The 16,144-nt window shown below is 56.8% G+C and carries 15 protein-coding genes and 1 other annotated feature; of the genes, 1 reads left to right on the top strand and 14 read right to left on the bottom strand.

Annotated features, from left to right (window positions below):
- Window positions 1-137 precede the first annotated feature (137 nt).
- The 10 genes from trpD to F4X57_04900 form a co-directional block, all read right to left on the bottom strand.
- Complete coding sequence (gene trpD, locus F4X57_04945; GenBank protein MYC06505.1) at window positions 138-1,151, bottom strand: anthranilate phosphoribosyltransferase; 1,014 nt, start codon at window positions 1,149-1,151, stop codon at window positions 138-140.
- 36 nt (window positions 1,152-1,187) lie between these two features.
- Window positions 1,188-1,751: an aminodeoxychorismate/anthranilate synthase component II gene (locus tag F4X57_04940; protein MYC06504.1), complete on the bottom strand. Its 564-nt coding sequence runs from the start codon at window positions 1,749-1,751 to the stop codon at window positions 1,188-1,190.
- 92 nt (window positions 1,752-1,843) lie between these two features.
- Window positions 1,844-3,298 (bottom strand): anthranilate synthase component I, encoded by a 1,455-nt coding sequence (trpE, locus tag F4X57_04935; protein MYC06503.1) that lies wholly within the window; start codon window positions 3,296-3,298, stop codon window positions 1,844-1,846.
- A gap of 68 nt (window positions 3,299-3,366) precedes the next feature.
- Entirely contained in the window at window positions 3,367-4,425 is a 1,059-nt protein-coding gene (trpS, locus tag F4X57_04930; GenBank protein ID MYC06502.1) for a tryptophan--tRNA ligase, read from the bottom strand.
- Between the two features lie 129 nt (window positions 4,426-4,554).
- Window positions 4,555-4,841 (bottom strand) — a binding site (T-box leader).
- Between the two features lie 50 nt (window positions 4,842-4,891).
- Window positions 4,892-7,132: a DUF262 domain-containing protein gene (locus F4X57_04925; protein ID MYC06501.1), complete on the bottom strand. Its 2,241-nt coding sequence runs from the start codon at window positions 7,130-7,132 to the stop codon at window positions 4,892-4,894.
- A gap of 99 nt (window positions 7,133-7,231) precedes the next feature.
- Window positions 7,232-7,417, bottom strand: a complete 186-nt coding sequence (locus tag F4X57_04920) for a 4-oxalocrotonate tautomerase (GenBank protein MYC06500.1) — start codon at window positions 7,415-7,417, stop codon at window positions 7,232-7,234.
- A 51-nt stretch (window positions 7,418-7,468) separates the two neighbouring features.
- Window positions 7,469-8,650 carry a bifunctional phosphopantothenoylcysteine decarboxylase/phosphopantothenate--cysteine ligase CoaBC gene (coaBC, locus tag F4X57_04915; GenBank protein MYC06499.1) on the bottom strand — a complete coding sequence of 394 codons (1,182 nt, stop codon included), beginning with the start codon at window positions 8,648-8,650 and terminating at the stop codon, window positions 7,469-7,471.
- A gap of 114 nt (window positions 8,651-8,764) precedes the next feature.
- Window positions 8,765-9,529 (bottom strand): type III pantothenate kinase, encoded by a 765-nt coding sequence (locus tag F4X57_04910; GenBank protein MYC06498.1) that lies wholly within the window; start codon window positions 9,527-9,529, stop codon window positions 8,765-8,767.
- Between the two features lie 91 nt (window positions 9,530-9,620).
- Window positions 9,621-11,036 (bottom strand): NYN domain-containing protein, encoded by a 1,416-nt coding sequence (locus tag F4X57_04905; GenBank protein ID MYC06497.1) that lies wholly within the window; start codon window positions 11,034-11,036, stop codon window positions 9,621-9,623.
- 121 nt (window positions 11,037-11,157) lie between these two features.
- Window positions 11,158-12,210 carry an LLM class flavin-dependent oxidoreductase gene (locus F4X57_04900; protein MYC06496.1) on the bottom strand — a complete coding sequence of 351 codons (1,053 nt, stop codon included), beginning with the start codon at window positions 12,208-12,210 and terminating at the stop codon, window positions 11,158-11,160.
- 273 nt (window positions 12,211-12,483) lie between these two features.
- Between F4X57_04900 and F4X57_04895 the strand changes: the two genes are divergently transcribed.
- Window positions 12,484-13,128, top strand: a complete 645-nt coding sequence (locus F4X57_04895; GenBank protein ID MYC06495.1) for a hypothetical protein — start codon at window positions 12,484-12,486, stop codon at window positions 13,126-13,128.
- A 22-nt stretch (window positions 13,129-13,150) separates the two neighbouring features.
- Here F4X57_04895 and F4X57_04890 read toward each other — a convergent pair whose 3' ends face one another.
- From F4X57_04890 to F4X57_04875, 4 genes are all read right to left on the bottom strand, one after another.
- The gene (locus F4X57_04890; protein ID MYC06494.1) at window positions 13,151-13,429 is read right to left on the bottom strand and encodes an NrdH-redoxin; all 279 of its coding nucleotides are present in this window, start codon (window positions 13,427-13,429) and stop codon (window positions 13,151-13,153) included.
- A complete protein-coding gene (locus F4X57_04885) occupies window positions 13,407-13,634 on the bottom strand; it encodes an NrdH-redoxin (protein MYC06493.1) in 228 nt (75 codons plus the stop codon). The genes F4X57_04890 and F4X57_04885 overlap by 23 nt, the downstream gene beginning before the upstream one ends.
- Window positions 13,635-13,855: 221 nt before the next feature.
- Window positions 13,856-15,445 carry a 4-coumarate--CoA ligase family protein gene (locus F4X57_04880; GenBank protein MYC06492.1) on the bottom strand — a complete coding sequence of 530 codons (1,590 nt, stop codon included), beginning with the start codon at window positions 15,443-15,445 and terminating at the stop codon, window positions 13,856-13,858.
- 336 nt (window positions 15,446-15,781) lie between these two features.
- On the bottom strand, window positions 15,782-16,084 hold the full coding sequence (locus F4X57_04875; GenBank protein ID MYC06491.1) for a hypothetical protein: 303 nt from the start codon (window positions 16,082-16,084) through the stop codon (window positions 15,782-15,784).
- Between the last annotated feature and the right edge of the window lie 60 nt (window positions 16,085-16,144).

Raw genomic sequence — 16,144 nt, 5'->3', positions numbered from 1 at the left:
ATTCGGTTAGGTCTTCCGCCTTGTTGCGACGCTAGTTGTAGGTCAAGTATTTGTCGCCGATTGAGACGCCTTGTGTGCCTGCACTTGGCTACTCCATTCCGTTCTTCTAGAGACCATGAAGTTTCTTCTATACTAGACTATTCCAAACTTTGGCTAAGCGCGATGAATGCTTCCATGCGAGAATTTGCGCTGCCTTCGTCTATGGACTTGGCGGCTGCGGCGATGCCATCTTGGAGGCTATCCACCTGTCCGCCGGCGAGTAGCGCGGCTGCGGCGTTGAGAAGCACGATGTCTCGCGCTGCGCCCGTGCCGCCGTCGAGAACGTCGCGGAGCGTCTGTGCGCTTTGCGCGGTGTTGGAGACTTGCACTTCACTGAGCGGCGACTTGTCGAGACCCAAGTCTTCCGGGGAGATTGAGTACTCGCTGACGGCGCCCTCGTTGAGTTCCCAAACTTGTGTGGACTCCGCGATAGTAATTTCGTCCAAGCCGTCATTGCCATGTACGACCAACGCACGCTTGCTGCCGAGTCTGCTCAGCGCCTGCGCCATCTTCGCCGCCATTGACGCATCCGCGACGCCGATGACTTGTGCGCCTGCGCCGGCCGGGTTCGTGAGCGGTCCCAATATGTTGAACACCGTGCGAATGCCTATTTCGCGGCGCGGACCGGCGGCGAAGCGCATTGACGGATGAAAGCCCTGCGCGAACATGAAGCCGAAGCCCGTCTCGTTGATGCAGCGCGCAACTGATTCCGGGCTGAGTGCGATATTCGCGCCCAGCGCTTCGAGCACATCCGCGCTGCCGGATGAGCCGGACATCGCGCGATTTCCGTGCTTGGCGACCTTCGCGCCCGCGCCAGCCGCCACGAATGCCGCGGTGGTGGATATGTTGAAAGTGCCGGAACCGTCGCCGCCCGTGCCGCAGGTGTCCACCAGAGCGCCGTCCACTTTGACCTGTAGCGAGTGCTGGCGCATGACCTGAGCCATGCCGGCGATCTCGTCAACGGTCTCGCCCTTGAGGCGCAGCGCTGTTACGAATGCGCCGAACTGCGCGGGCGTCGCCTCGCCGCTCATTATCTCGTTCATCGCCTGCGCGGCGGCTTCCAGCGACAGGGATTCGCCGCTCACGACCGCTTCAATGGCTTCTCTAATCATCGCTAACTCCACTGCTTCGCGCTGCAAGTTGCGCTGCTACATTTCGAGGAAATTTCGCAGAAGATCGTGTCCAACCTTAGTCATTATAGACTCTGGGTGGAACTGTATGCCCTCTACGGGATGCGTCTTGTGGCGCACGCCCATCACGATGCCGGTGTCCGTCCAGGCGGTGATTTCCAGGTCATCGGGAATGTCGGCCTCCATGACCGCTAACGAATGGTAGCGAATCGCGTCGAATGGGTTAGGTAGTCCCTTGAAGACGCCCTCGCCGTCGTGCTTGATGCTCGACATCTTGCCGTGCATAATCTCGCCGGCGCCGGTTACCGTGCCGCCGTACACATCGCCGATGCACTGGTGTCCAAGGCACACACCGAGCGTTGGTGTGCGGTCGCCGAAGTGCTGGATGACTTCGTTTGATATGCCCGCTTCCTTCGGCGTGCAAGGACCCGGCGATATGACAATCTTCTCCGGCGCCTTCTCTTCGATTTCCGCGATGGTAATCTTGTCGTTGCGCGCGACATCCACGTCCGCGCCGAGTTCGCACAGGTACTGGTACAGGTTGTAGGTGAAACTGTCGTAGTTGTCAATCAAGAGTATCATTGGTTGTCCTTTGCAGGAGGCAAGCCGCAGGGCGATGTGTTATAGGCGTAATGGTCGGGCAGCATTGCCGTGTGCGCCTTGCCGTGAATAGTCTATTGATGTGTGATGCCGACTTCTTCGGCGTCGTCGATTGCGCGCATCAGAGCAGATGCCTTATGCAGTGTTTCGCGGTACTCGAAGTCCGGTGTGCTGTCATAGACGATGCCGCCGCCTGCTTGGGCGTGCGCGATGCCATCTTTGATTATCAGCGTGCGGATGTCGATCGCAGTGTCCATATTGCCCATGAAGTCGAAGTAGCCCACCGCGCCCGCATATGGACCGCGCTTGTCCGGCTCGAGCTCTGCTATTATCTCCATCGCGCGAATCTTAGGAGCGCCGGAAACCGTGCCTGCGGGGAAGCATGCCCGGAGCGCGTCAAAGTTCGTGTAGCCGTCGCGGAGCTTGCCGCTCACGCGCGAGACTAAGTGCATCACGTGTGAGTATCGCTCGACGTCCATCAGCTGGTTGACTTTCACCGTGCCCGGCTCGCTCACGCGCCCGATGTCGTTGCGCCCTAAATCGACCAGCATGATGTGCTCAGCCTGTTCTTTTTCATCGCCGCGCAATTCTTCTTCATTGGCATCGTCTTCCTGCGCGTTCTTGCCGCGCGGTCGCGTGCCGGCAATAGGGTTCGTAGTTACAATGCCGTTCTCCACGCGCACCAGCATCTCCGGAGACGCGCCTACAATCTGAAAGCCGTCAATCTCGAAGAAGTACATATACGGCGAAGGATTAATCGCGCGCAACGATCGATAAATCTGGAAGGGGTCGGCTGTCGTCGGGCGCGATAGCCGCTGCGATACGACAGTTTGTATCACATCTCCCGCGACGATGTATTCCTTCACATGATTCACCATATCGGCGAACTCTTCGAATGTCATGTTGGATGTGGTGGCGAGCTTCTGATCAGCCGCGCTTTGCGATGGCATGGGTATGTCCAGCGGCGCACGCAGCCGTGCAATCAGGTCGTCGATGCGCGCGGTCGCCGCGTTGTACGCTGCCTCCACATCGCCGTCGAGATGGGCGTGGCTCACGACGCTGATGGTATGCCCGATGTGGTCGAAGACGAGATATGTCATCGTCAGCATGAATACCGATTCCGGCACATCTATTATCACGGTTTCGGGCGTGGGCAATTTCTCGAAGTATCCGACGGATTCGTAAGACAGGTAGCCGACCGCTCCGCCGTTGAATCGCATCATGCCCGGCACTTCGATGAGTTTGAATTGGCTAAGCTCTTGTTCGACAGGGTTGAGCGGGTCAATCATTCCGTGTCCCTGTCCATAACCTGTCTTGATTATGCTGTGCGGTTCTGTGCCGATGAAGCTGAAGCGCGCCATTCGCTCGCCGCCTTCCACGCTTTCCAGCAGGAACGAGTAGGGTGGCCGCGCCACTTTTAGATATGCGCTGACCGGCGTGTCCAAGTCAGCGTTGATTTCGCGTGATATGGGAATTAGATTCCCCTTGTGAGCAAGCGATTTCACTTGCTCCAAGTCAGGGTAGTACATTGTCGCGTTCCTCCAAAACAGCCGGCTGCCGCCTATTCTCACTGGCGGCAGCCAGAGAAAATGTTAGTTCATTGGGGTGGCGGCAGGACGAAGCCCACACGTCGTTTTAGTTCGTCCATCTTGGGCGTCGCAACGGCGGCAGCGCTCTCCGCGCCGCGAGCGAGCATGCGGTCCAGCTCGGCGGGATCGTCCATGAATTCGTAATACCGCTGCTGAATCGGCGCGAGCGCGTCTATGACGACTTCTGCCACGCGCGACTTCAGATCGCCGTAGCCGCGCGCGTCCGCGAAGTCGGATACCACATCGGCCTGCGACTTGTCGGTGATAACCTTGTAGATGCCGAGCAGGTTGTTCACCCCTGCCTTCTCCGGGTCATCAGAGAACACTATGTCGCTACCAGAGTCGGTAACGGCGCGCTTGATTGTGCGCTCGATTTCCTTCGGCTCGTCCAACATTCGGACGGCGTGCCCGCGGATGTGCGCGTAGCTCTTGGACATCTTGACCGTAGGGTCGTTCATTCCCATCACGCGCGCGCCGATCTCAGGGATCATCGGCTCCGGCACGACGAATGTGTCGCCGTAGATGCGGTTGAAGCGGATGGCGATGTCGCGCGCGAGTTCGACGTGCTGGCGCTGGTCGTCGCCGACCGGCACTTCGTGCGAGTCGTAAAGCAGGATGTCGCCCGCCATCAGAACGGGGTAGTCGAACAAGCCCGCGGACACGCTTTCCTGCCGCGACGACTTGTCCTTGAATTGCGTCATGCGCTCGAGCCAGCCCATAGGAGTGACGCAGTTGAGCACCCAGCACGACTCGGCGTGCGCGGCAACATGGCTCTGCACGAATACCGTGCTCTTGTCCGGGTGCAGTCCGGCGGCGAAAAGCACTGCCGCCAGCGAGCGCGTTTGATTGCGTAGTTCGTCGGGGTCTTGGTACACCGTGATGGCGTGCAGATCCACGAGACAGAAGAAGTTAATCTTCTCTTCCTGTCGCTCAACCCAGCCCTTGATGGCGCCGAGATAGTTGCCCAACTGCACCTCGCCGGATGGCTGTATGCCGCTGAACACGCGCCGCTTTCCGGCAGTGATCGGTGCTGGGGCTGCGATTGTCGTTTTCGTTTGAGTTGTCATGGCTTGAAACCTCATTGAACTTCGGTATGTGCTGTGTTCAACTAGCGGCTTCGCCAGAATAATGCGCCGATGATGCTCATCGTGCAACTGCCTCCCTGATTCTGAAAATGGCAAGAAAAAACCCGTCCACAAAGGGACGGGTTGAAATCCGTGGTGCCACCCTAATTCGCCGCCGCACATCACCGTAACGCGAATGCAAGCGGCCTCATTCGAAGTACGGAGAGTGTCGATGCACTCTCGATACCATGGGTTATGGTAACGGTGCCCTATCCGTCCACGCCTACTTGCCTGTTGTGAGGGCTTTCGGGTGGCAGCTCCCAGGTCCATTCAGTCATCTGCGCGGGCACCGGCTCTCACCTATCCCGGTTCTCTGGAACCCCGCTGGAAAACCTACTACTCCTGCTCAACGCATTTGTGAGTATGTTCGCAATGATGTTAGCGCGTGTTGTGGGGCGGTGTCAAGGATTTAGAAACGGTCGTTGATGTATGTGTGAGCGTCTTTTATGGATAGAGATTGTGTTGCCGCTCCAGAGCGAATATAGAAAACCTCTTCGTTCCCGTCCTTTACGAAGACAGGGTGATTTGAACGCTCACAGGTTAACACCATTATTCGCACACCTCTGAAATCTTGAAAGGAGATGTCGATGTGCTGCATCGCCAAAGCGCCCATAGTGCGATTGACGATGTTTCCGAGGTGTAAATTCATCCTATCTTCATTAGGGAAACCGTCAATTTGAATGCCAACAGGTTCATGGTCATCCGCGACGCCAATCAACAAAGATCCGCCGTCGGAGTTCAAGAAAGCGGCCAAAGTTTTGAGCGCGGCGAGTTCCATTCGCTTATCAGTCTTGTTAGTGTGTAAGTTCATTCGCAACGAAGACTTGAACTCGATTCTTACAGATTCACCGTTGTCTATGACAGCATTGATGTCAAAATCATCGTCGCGTTCTTCCTGTCTGAATATCCCTTCTTCACGCGCTATCTGTTTGCCCATTGCTGACTCAATTCGTTCAAGCAGCCCTTCGGCACGGTCCGCAAAGAACCTATTGAAATCATCGAGGCGCAGGGTCCAGGCAGGAATTCGGTGAGATTCCAGTATCTCATCCATAACTTCAGGAGAGACTTTTGCGTTTCTTTCGAGTGTAGGGAGATACAGAGATGGCGCTCTTCCACCTATGCTGCGATTCGTCCTTGCGGAGATTGCCGTCTTATTGACGATGCTGTTGAAGAGCGAGGAACCAATGCCTTGGCGAGCACACCAGTTTCTAGGAAATATGTGGTGTATGTCCACACTTTCGTCGAAGAAAGTCGTATCCTCAATAGGGATGCCCGATAGAAAGTCCCGGCTGCCGTCACGCATAAGCAGCGCATGTATTCCCTTGTACGCAGCGCTATTGCGTGTCCGAAGCGTGAGCAGACGGTTCGCCTGAAAATTGGCGTCCTGAATTGTGCGCGGCAATTCAGACTCTCCATGCACCCAGTTGGTCACGTCTATTAGGTCTTGAGAAAACCTTGTTTCTGTCGTGCCGCCATACATCTCACCAAGAATACCGCACCAGAACCAACGGGCGATCTTCTGTCGCGCACCTTCAGTATTGGCTACATTCTCCAAATCCGCCAAAATAGCGGCGAGAGGAACGAGTTGCGTTCGATAAGGCAGGTCTCGGTTGTTGAAAATCTTCTGCCCATGCAAGAACTTTGCGGCTTCCATAAAGCCCTGTTCGGTCTTGTTAGCCCATTCTTTGTATTCATCCGTTCTCAGACGCAGGATGTCCCGCCGTCTGCAACTGATGGTATTGCCCCTAGCTTTCGTAGCAAGCAATGTGAGCGCCTGCAAGAAAAGCGTGTTTTCCATACCGCTCAGTACGGGGTGGGCGTTCCGAAGTCGTTCTTCACGATTCTCCCAATCTTCGCGGAGTTGAAAATCATCGGCGGCGAAAGACGCAGTAAGAAGTTCAAAAACGGTGAGCGAGACACCGCCTTGATTCACTTTCTCAAAGACGATACAAACGGCTTCCTTTGGCGTTTCTTTGTCGAGTTCAATCACTGGCACTTGATACTGTCCGAATCGCTTTATGACACGTTCATTGAACTCTTGATACAAACTCCACTTATCGGCATTCAATTGCCAATACTCAATGTAACCTTTCATCCACACCCCTTCGTTGAAGATATACCTCAACGGGAAAATATCGTTGGCATATTCGTTTTCAGGCGTGGAGAGGTCCAGGGTTACTTCACCTCGGAATGTCTTCACCTTCCTATCTTCAGGGACGGATAGAACTGCCTCTTCGCGGTCAACGTCGTCGTCAAGGCACTTTTTCATATCTAGGTAGTACCAACGACTAATTTCGTTGTCCTTTGTATCTCTAGTCGCGACGGGTTTCCCCGTTTTCAAGGATTGGAATAAGGAAGTCAGCCGTTGCTGACCGTCAAGCACCAGAAGGTCGGGGCTCACCTCTCGGAGTGATTCGTCGGCTCCTTCAATCGGACGTGGCTTGAAGTTGACATCGGGTCCACCCGTTTCCAGAGTCATTACAGCTCCGATAGGGAATGACAGTGACACACTGGCTATGAGGTCGCGAATATGATGGTCATCCCAAACCCATCCGCGTTGGAAGTCTGGAAGTTGTGTCTTCCCGTTTCCAACTTCTTCAAGCAAGCCTTCAACGAGCCGCTTTGTAGTGTCGAAACTGGCTACATTCATTGGAGAATCCTTTGAAATGTGAATTGCAAGGCATTTATTGCACGACGTCGGACATCCCCGTAAACCTTTAGCTTGCAGGGATGCCTTGACGCAATATGCCTACTCGTCGGACGCCAGCCTGCCGCTTTGGGCCCAGTCGTCTTTGGAGACGTCTTCGAAGACGATGATGGTGGCTTCGGGCGGGGCGCCGGCTATGTCGTTGATGGCGTCGGTGATGATTTTTGCCAGCTCTGCCTTCTGCTCGCGCGTGCGGCCGGGCCACATTTCTACTCTGACTATGGGCATTGTTTGTCCTTTCTTTGCTCGGTGCGAATTGGTTTGTATGTTGGGCGAATCTTACAGAAGTCCGCTTACTCTGTCCAAGATTGCGCTGCCCACGTCGTATTTGCTCATCAGGGGCAGCTCTTCTTTGCCGCCTTCGAGGTCCAATAGGATGACTCGGTTGGTGTCCACGCCGAAGCCGCTGCCCTCGGCTGTGATGTCGTTGGCGGCAATCAGGTGCAAACTCTTGCTCAGCATCTTGCTTGCCGCGTTCTGTAGCAGGTCTTCGCTCTCAGCGGCGAACCCAACTTTGATTAGGCGTTCGTAGGTGATTCCGGCGATGATGTCCGGGTTCTTCACCAGACTGATTTCCCAAGTGTCGGAGTCGCCCTTCTTGACCTTCTGCTCCGCGGCGCTCGACGGACGCCAGTCAGCCACGGCAGCAGCCATTATTAGTGCGTCCGCGTCGGCGCATTCGGTGTGCAGAGCGGCTTGCATGTGTAACGCGGTTTGCGTATTTACGACCTTGACGCCGAACGGGTCGGGCAGTGCAGTCGGCGCCGACACAATGGAGACGCATGCGCCTCTGTCCCTTGCTGCCTCTGCGAGCGCATAGCCCATCTTGCCGGACGAATGATTGGCGATGACGCGTACAGGGTCGATCGGCTCTTGTGTGCCGCCTGCGCTCACGACAATTTTGCGATTGGCGAGGTCGCCGTTGCGTCCGAGAGTTTGCCGCAGACATCCTAGCAGTTCCGGAGTTTCCAGCAGCCGTCCCTTGCCAATCAGGCCGGATGCCAGCCGCCCGCTTGCCGGTCCCGCGACTACGCATCCCATGTCTTTCAACATGGAGATATTGCGCTGCGTGGCGGCGTTGTCGTACATATGAGCGTCCATCGCGGGAGCGATGATGAGCGGCGCTTGCGTGGCGAGAATTGTCGTAGTCAGGGCGTCGTCTGCGAAGCCGTGCGCAATCTTGGCAATCGTGTTCGCGGTGGCAGGAGCGACGATTATGGCGTCGGCGCGTTCTGCTATTGCCACATGGTCGATGCTCAACTCGGACTGCGGGTCAAACACGTCCGTAACGACGGGACGATGCGTGATGCTTTGGAAGGTGAGCGGTGTTAGGAATTGGCACGCCTCGCGCGTCATAATGACATCGACGAGCACGCCTGCCTGCGTGAGTTTGCTGGCGAGGTCAACCGCCTTATAGCAGGCGATGCTGCCCGTAACGCCGAGCGCTATCCTGCGGTTCACTAAAGGGTTCGGCATGCTTCACCTCTAATTATTCGCGCGCTGAAATTGTGGCAGACGAGTCCGGCGTTAGCGCTGATATGGTCGTGCCGAAAGTCAGGATACTTCGCCACCTGACTACTTCGCCATCTCGTGTATGAGGCGCAACCCGGTGAGCGTCAGGTCAGGGTTCAGATCATCAAAAACGCCCGCTTCTCGTTCGATGATGTGCGCCATGCCGCCTGTGCCTATTACCTTCGCGCCGCCGCCCAGTTCTTCGTCGAAGCGCGCTACCATCCCGCGCACGAGTTCGGCGTAGCCGAGCACGATGCCGGACTGTATGGCGTGGATGGTGTTTTTGCCGATGGGCGTGGCAGGGCTAACGAGTTCCACGCGCCGCAACTGCGATGTGCTGCTGAACAGGGCGTCGTGCGCGATTGTCATGCCCGGCGCGATTGCGCCGCCTAGATAGTCGCCGTCCGCCGTAACTGCGTCGAACACGGTAGCGGTGCCCATATCGACGATGATGATTGGCCCGCCGTACAGTTTCAGCGCGGCGGCGGCGTCCACAATGCGGTCTGCGCCGACATCGCGGGGATTGTCGTACAGAATGCGTATGCCGGTGCGTGTGCCCGCTGCGACTACCAGCGGCTCGACCGTGAAGAACTGCCGGCACATATCCGCGAACATCGGCGTTAGTGGCGGGACGACGCTGCATAGCGCGACCGCGTGGATGTCCTGTGGCGACATGCCGCGCAGACTCATCAATTGAGTGAGCATGATGCTGTACTCGTCCGGCATCTTGGAGCGATCGGTGGACAGCCGCCAAGTGGCGGCGAGCCGTTCGCCGTCGAACACACCGAGTGTGATGTTCGTGTTGCCTATGTCGAGGGCTAACAGCATAGCGGCGGCGTCCCGTTCGTGGATACGAAGGCATCCGCCGTATGTTCCCGTCGCCTATTCCCGCCGGGTAATTTGCGGATACCTTCGGCTGCTATTTGCGGAAAATCGCGTTGCCGTCGCGCCGCCAGTTTAGCTGCAGCAGCGTGCTGGAATTCAGCAACTTCTCGAGCGTCGGGTATTCCGACTCGCTCAACTTGGCAGCGCCGAGGATCTTCGCGGCGTCCGATGCGGCTGAGCGTCCGGCTATCTTTTCGACATCCCGCTTCGCCCATGCCTCATCAACCAGCACTTCCCAACTGACTTGTGCCGCGACGCCATTTGTCTCGGCGCCAGTATCCGGCTCAGGCAGCTCCGGTTGCTCGGTCTTTTGCGTCGATGCCTTGTCCTGATCGACGCTCTGCTTTGGCTGCGCGAGTGATGCCGCTCCTGCGGCTACCGGCGCGGAGTCTGCCTTTGCGACATCATCGATGTCGATCGGCTTTTCGTCGCTTGTCGCTTTAGGCTCATTCCTGTTTGCCTGCGGTCTCGTGGAACCCAGCAAGCGGCGGCCGGACCTGCTTCTGCGCTCGCTCTGCCTGCGGCCTGTGCTAGGCTTGGCGCGGCTGGTCGATGGCTTGTCTTCTTCCACCGGTTCCGGTGCTGCCGCTGCTGCCGTCTGCGGCGCGTCTTCTTCCTGCCCATCGTCCCTCGCGGGATCGACAAGCCTTGCGGCGCGATTCTCGTTGTCAGCACTGACCGGAGGTGGAGTGATTTGCTCCCTGCCGGTGAAATGTACGACCACATCGCCGCTGCCGTCCTTGGGGCGTGTCATTTCGATGACATCTGTGTGCGCTTCCAGGAACTGGTTGAACGCGCGATATTTCAAGTCCTTGAAATTAAAGCTCGGCTCGATGCGGCGCATAGTCTGGTACAGCTTGGAGCCGACGACCTCGCCGGATTCGTCCATCGATGCGTCCATGGCACGCTGCAATAGCGAGCGCGCTTCCGCTTCAAGATTGGAAGCGGATGAAGTTTGCCTGCCGTTCCGTCGGTAGTTTCTACGGCGCGCAGGGCTGGAAGTGTGCGATGTCGGCTGCTTTTCTGCAGTGTCGAGGAAGATGTAACGGTCGCAGCTCTTGATTAGCGTGGGCGAAGTCGCTTCGCGCCGCCCAGCGACGATGACGCTCTTGCCGGACGAGCGCAACTTGCCAACGAGTGGCACGAAGTCGCTGTCGGAAGAGACGATGACGAAGGTGTCGATGGGGTTGTTGTATAGCAAGTCGATGGCTTCGATGGCGAGTCGGATGTCGCTGGAGTTCTTGCCAGACTTGTTGGAGTGGTATTGGTGGATGGGTTCGATGCCAAGCTCAAGGAGCTGATCCTGCTTGTTGCGCTGGACCGACCAGTCGCCGTATGCCCGCCGGATTATCACGCGGCCCACATCGGAGAGCTGGTCGAGCAGGCGCTGAATGGCATCAAGCCCGACATTTTCGTAGTCAATTAAGACTGCAAGATTTGAGTCAACCAAAGTCTCATTTCCGTTCACATATTCTTTGGTGGGTTTCGTTTGCTGTATGTATTATATCATCTTTATTACAACGATAGCACAGTGTGGTCTTCGAGACGATTTCAGGCGATAACGACGCTATCTACTTGAATGCGGGCATCACTTCTTCGCAGAATAGGCGCAGGGAACTGGCGATTTTCTCCTCCGGTATTAGTTCGCCGGCGTTGAACTCGGCGACGACTCCGGTTAGGCTGAGCGTTTCGCGCATCACGCGGAGCTGTTCGATGACCATTTCAGGTGTGCCGACTGCTGCCTTCTGACCGATGACATCGCGCTCCCATTCCAGCACCGCTAGTTCTGCACCACGCTCAGCGCGCTCTTGAAGCGCGTGCGATCCGGCGCGCTGTACGGATGCGGTCAGCTGTCCGCCGAGCCGCCTGAACTGCCGCATAAAGCTCTCTTCGGGTACGGTGAGGGCGTCTTCTTCTGTCTCGCCAACATACAGCGGCACACGCAGCGACACATCGACCTGCCCATCGTGTCCCGCCTTGTGCCACGCATCTCGGTAGCTGTCCACCTGCTCGCCCACCGCATTTAGGCTCTGCTGGCGTACGCCGACGAATATAGCGTGTCCCATCTTGCCGATGACCGGGAATGTGGCAGATGTGTTCGCGGCGATGCGTATCTGTGGATGCGGGTCCTGATACGGCTTAGGCACCAGGCAAACATCGTCGTAGGTGTAGTAATCGCCTTCGTAGCTGAAACGCTCTTCAGTCCACGCCTTCGTGATGATTTCGAGGTACTCGTAGAACCGCTCGCGGCTTTCGGCGTAGGGAATATTGTAGCCTTCGTACGAGCCAGGCAGCCCGCTGCGTCCCACGCCGAAGTCGAAGCGACCTTGGCTGATGTGGTCGATGATCGCCGTTTCTTCCGCCGTGCGCAGGGGATTGCCGAGCGGCAGCACGCTCACTGCGGTACCGATGCGTAGGCGCTCTGTTCGTGCGGCGATCGCGGATGCGATGGCGTGTGGAGACGACAGGACAGAGCGCGCCGGGTTGAAGTGCGACTCGGCAAGCCAAACGCCGTCCAAGGCGAGTGCTTCGGCTTGCGCGATGTGGTCGAACGCCTCGCGGAAGGCGTCCGCCTGAGTGCTGCCTTCGCGGCGATGGAACTCCATAAACGAACCGAACTGCATTGCGTACCTTCCTTAACACGCCCGACGGCGAGGGCATGTCGGTGATCTGTGCCATTGTGTGCCAATGTGGACTACGCCAAGATTACGCTTTAACGGGCGGCTGGTCAAGCGTTCGCTATCCTGTGAAGGGGATGGGCGTTTCTCATCTCTCCCCCTCCTAACTTTCCAATCCCAACATTCCACCACAGAGCGAAGGGACTAATCGGAACACCATTCAATTGAGCGGCGCGATGCGGTATGATGTGCGCTGACTAACCCGGTATAGGAGGAAGCATGATTTACGAAGAGCGACGCGTAATCGTCGATGCCAAGCGGCTGAACGAATACTTGTCTGTCTGCCAGTCCGACATGTTTCCTGCGATTCGTGGCGCGGGTGGAAATGTTATTTGCCAGCTCAGCGGACTCATAGGCAATCCGCAGAACGAATTGGTGCAGATAACATCGTGGCGCTCCCTATATTCATGGGAGAAGGCGCAGTCCTTATCACGAATATATTTAGATGGGCTTTGTCAATCTGAAGAGGTGCGACTGTTCAGGGCGATATCGTCGCGCCCCAAGTCGGTCATTCCGGAGGGAGACAGGCGTCCCGTTTACGGCTTCCGTCGGTTCTTCATTCAGCCGGGCGACCTCAAAGAGTTTGTGCATTGCTCTGAGAACGGGATATGGCCCAGAATCGAATCTATGGGCGCCAGCATATTGGGGCTCTGGACGACTCTTGCAGTCGCAAGTCCGATGGAAATTGTACTGGTGACCGGATACCGCAGTCCGTCGCACTGGGAACAGACGCGGTATGACGCTCCACGTCACCTGGGCGTTGCTAGGGAGCTCTGGGACAATGAGAATGCTCTGCGCCGCCGCCGCGTGGAGATGACCCAAAAGAGCTGGGTGTGCCTCATGCAGGCGCATGACGTTTCCTAAGCAGGTGGCGCGGAGTCTCCGGCTAGTCGTAGAACATGCAGCCGATGCCGTGGTAGCCGATGGTGACCTCGCCGTTCTCCACGGTCACTGGTGTGATGCGATCGCCGTCGGCTAGTTCCTCGACCTCTGACCATCGCTCAGGAAACTCGGCGAGATCGATTTCCTCATAGGCTTTGCCCTGCTCGTCAAGTTCCATTTTGACCGTCACGCAAATCTCACAAGTGGGATGCGTGTAAATCACGATATTGGATTCTGCCAAGTCGTGCCCTCCGTTTACCCTACGATACGCAGCCGATACCATTCACGCCGACAGTAACTTCGTCGCCGTCAATAACGACGGGCGTCAAGCGGATGCCGTCCGTGTGCGGCAGAATCTCAGGCCAGCGGTCGGGATGCAGCGACAGGTTTATCTCTTCGTATGCCCTACCTTCCTTGTCGAGCTCTGCCTTAACGATGTCCGTGTAGCCGCATCCAATCGTAGAATAGACCAATACTGCGTCTGCCAATTTTTCTACCTCGTGCCCTTCTTAAATCTGATGCCTTCTCTGCCTGCAGCTTGAGAAAATCACGCCGCCCTTTAATGATACTCCTATCGGGCGCGCTGGCGCAAAGTCTGCTGTTCATCTCCTTTGGGAGTGCGCGGTGTGAATGGATGGTTAGGTGTTGGGCATAGATTTCGTTGCCGAAGGCTCTCACAACCTTTCCTCGTCAAGGAGGCGGAACTATACTACTCGCCTTCGCCTTCGATTAGCATGCGGCGGAGTATTTTGCCGGACGGGTTCTTGGGGATGGCATCGATGAACTCCACTTCGCGGATGTGCTTGAAGGTGGCAACCTTCGATGCGACGAAACTCATCACGTCTTCGCCGGACACATCTTCGCCTTGCTTCGTAACGACGAAAGCTTTGGGCACTTCGCCGGATTCAACATCGGGCTTGGCGACGACAGCGGCGTCCGTGATTGCCGGATGTTCCAGCAGCAAGCCTTCGAGTTCGGCGGGCGGCACTTGGAAGCCCTTATACTTGATGAGTTCCTTCACCCTGTCAACAATCCACACGCAGCCATCCTCGTTCATTCGCACGATGTCGCCGGTGTGCAGCCAGCCGTCGTCGTCGATTGTTTCGCGCGTGGCTTCTTCGTTGGCGTAGTAGCCCTTCATCACCTGCGGACCTCGCACTAACAGTTCGCCCAGTTCGCCCACCGGCACATCTTTCGTGCCAGTCTCCGTGTCAACCACACGCTCTTCGGTGTCTGAAATCGCCGGACCGACCGAGCCGGGCGTCATCCTGTCAGGCTCAATGTAGTCCAGATTGGACACGGGCGAAAGCTCGGTCATGCCGTAAGCTTGGAACACGGGGAAGCCTACGACTTCCTGCACTCGCATTTGCAGCTCGGCGGATGCGGGCGCGGCGGCAAGACACGCGGCTATCATCGACGAAAAATCAGGCTCTAATCCCAGGTTCGGCAGCATCGACAGCCCGATGCCAACCGGCGGCACGGTGTAAAGGTGCGTAATCTTGTGCGTGGCGACTAGGCGCAGCATTTCGCCCATGTCAAAGCGTCCCATCATCACCTGCGTGCCGCCGGACAATATCACAGCATTCATCAGCACCTGCATGCCGTAAATGTGGAACAGTGGTAGGTGCGCGAGCATTACATCGGACTCGCGCTGCTGCAATGCCTCGCCGGGCCGCACCATGAACTGCCGCAGATTCGCCGTCATGTTGAAGTGCGTCAGCATCACTCCCTTGGATAGCCCTGTAGTACCGCTGGAGTATGGCAGCGCCGCCAAATCTTCCTTGGCGTTAATTCTGACCGGTGGCGTCGTCGCCGGCGAGCGCTCTATGAGTCCCCAGAATGAATCGGACTCGCGCGAACTCGACTCTATGATAATCATGCGCTTCACTTCAGGCGCGCCATCGTGGGCGGCTTCAGCCATCTGGTGCAGCGATTCGTGGACGACCAGCACTTCCGCGCCGCTGTTGCTGAGTTGGTGCGCAATCTCGCGCTCACGGTATCCGGAGTTGATGGTCGTTACCACAGCGCCGGCTTTGACGATGCCGAAGAACGCAATCTCGAACTCGGCGCAGTTCGGCGCGAGCAATCCCACGCGGTCGCCCTTGACCACGCCCAATTTCGCCAGCGCCGCCGCGAAACGATTGCTGTACACATCGAGTTGCTGGTACGAATAGACATACTCACCATCGATGATCGCCGCCTTCTGCGGCAATCGCCTAGCCGTCTCGCTCAAGATGTGCTGCAAAGGATAGGTCGGGTAGGGCGCGAGGGATGCGCGGTCGGTTGCGGCGCTAGTCATGGCTTACCTCCTGGTGTATGGGAAATGTATGGGCACTATACCGTAGCAGGTGACGGCACACGCTGGTTCTTGCTTTATCCGGTTGTACCAAAAATATATTCCGGCGTAAATGCTAAGACGATTTCGCAGATGCAATTTTTTTCCTGTCATTTCGAGCGAAGCGAGAAATCTAAACAGGTTTGCATGCAACGATCCCTGCCTTCGTGGGGACATGTTTCGGATTTCTCACTGTGTTCGGAATGACATGGCAACGAAGCGGAATGACAACATTGGGGATTTGTGAAATCGTCTCAAATGCTAATGCTAAGGATGGCAAAAGGCACGAACGGAATGAAATTAGCTCAAGAATATCGTAACGCCAGCGTGCGGGAAGCTTATCTGAATGTTCGCCCTGCGCTCGCGCTGCATCGTGACGGCATAATCAACGTATCGCGGGTCGTCTTTGGGCAGCTTGTGCGGGCATGCCTCGCCGCGCTCTTCGTGCGGGCAGAGGTGCATGTCCGCCTGATAGTCCCAGAATCCGACGAGCTTCATCGGGAAGTACAGCGTCTCCGCCACCGTGCGCAAGTCCGCGATTATCTCGCTCGCCCGTGCATCGCCGTCAGTCTCGACATTCAGCATTACCTTGTCAATTGCCATATTCGCAGTACGATTTGTCCTTTCTCCCGTCAAGGAGGGCTTTAGATCAGGGCGATTTGT

It is taken from the genome of Chloroflexota bacterium (genome assembly GCA_009840355.1).
In the GTDB taxonomy this organism is placed as follows: Bacteria; Chloroflexota; Dehalococcoidia; order Lucifugimonadales; family JADFKI01; genus Bin90.
Note: the sequence above shows the minus strand (reverse complement) of the source record. Positions and strands in the feature narration are given on the sequence as shown.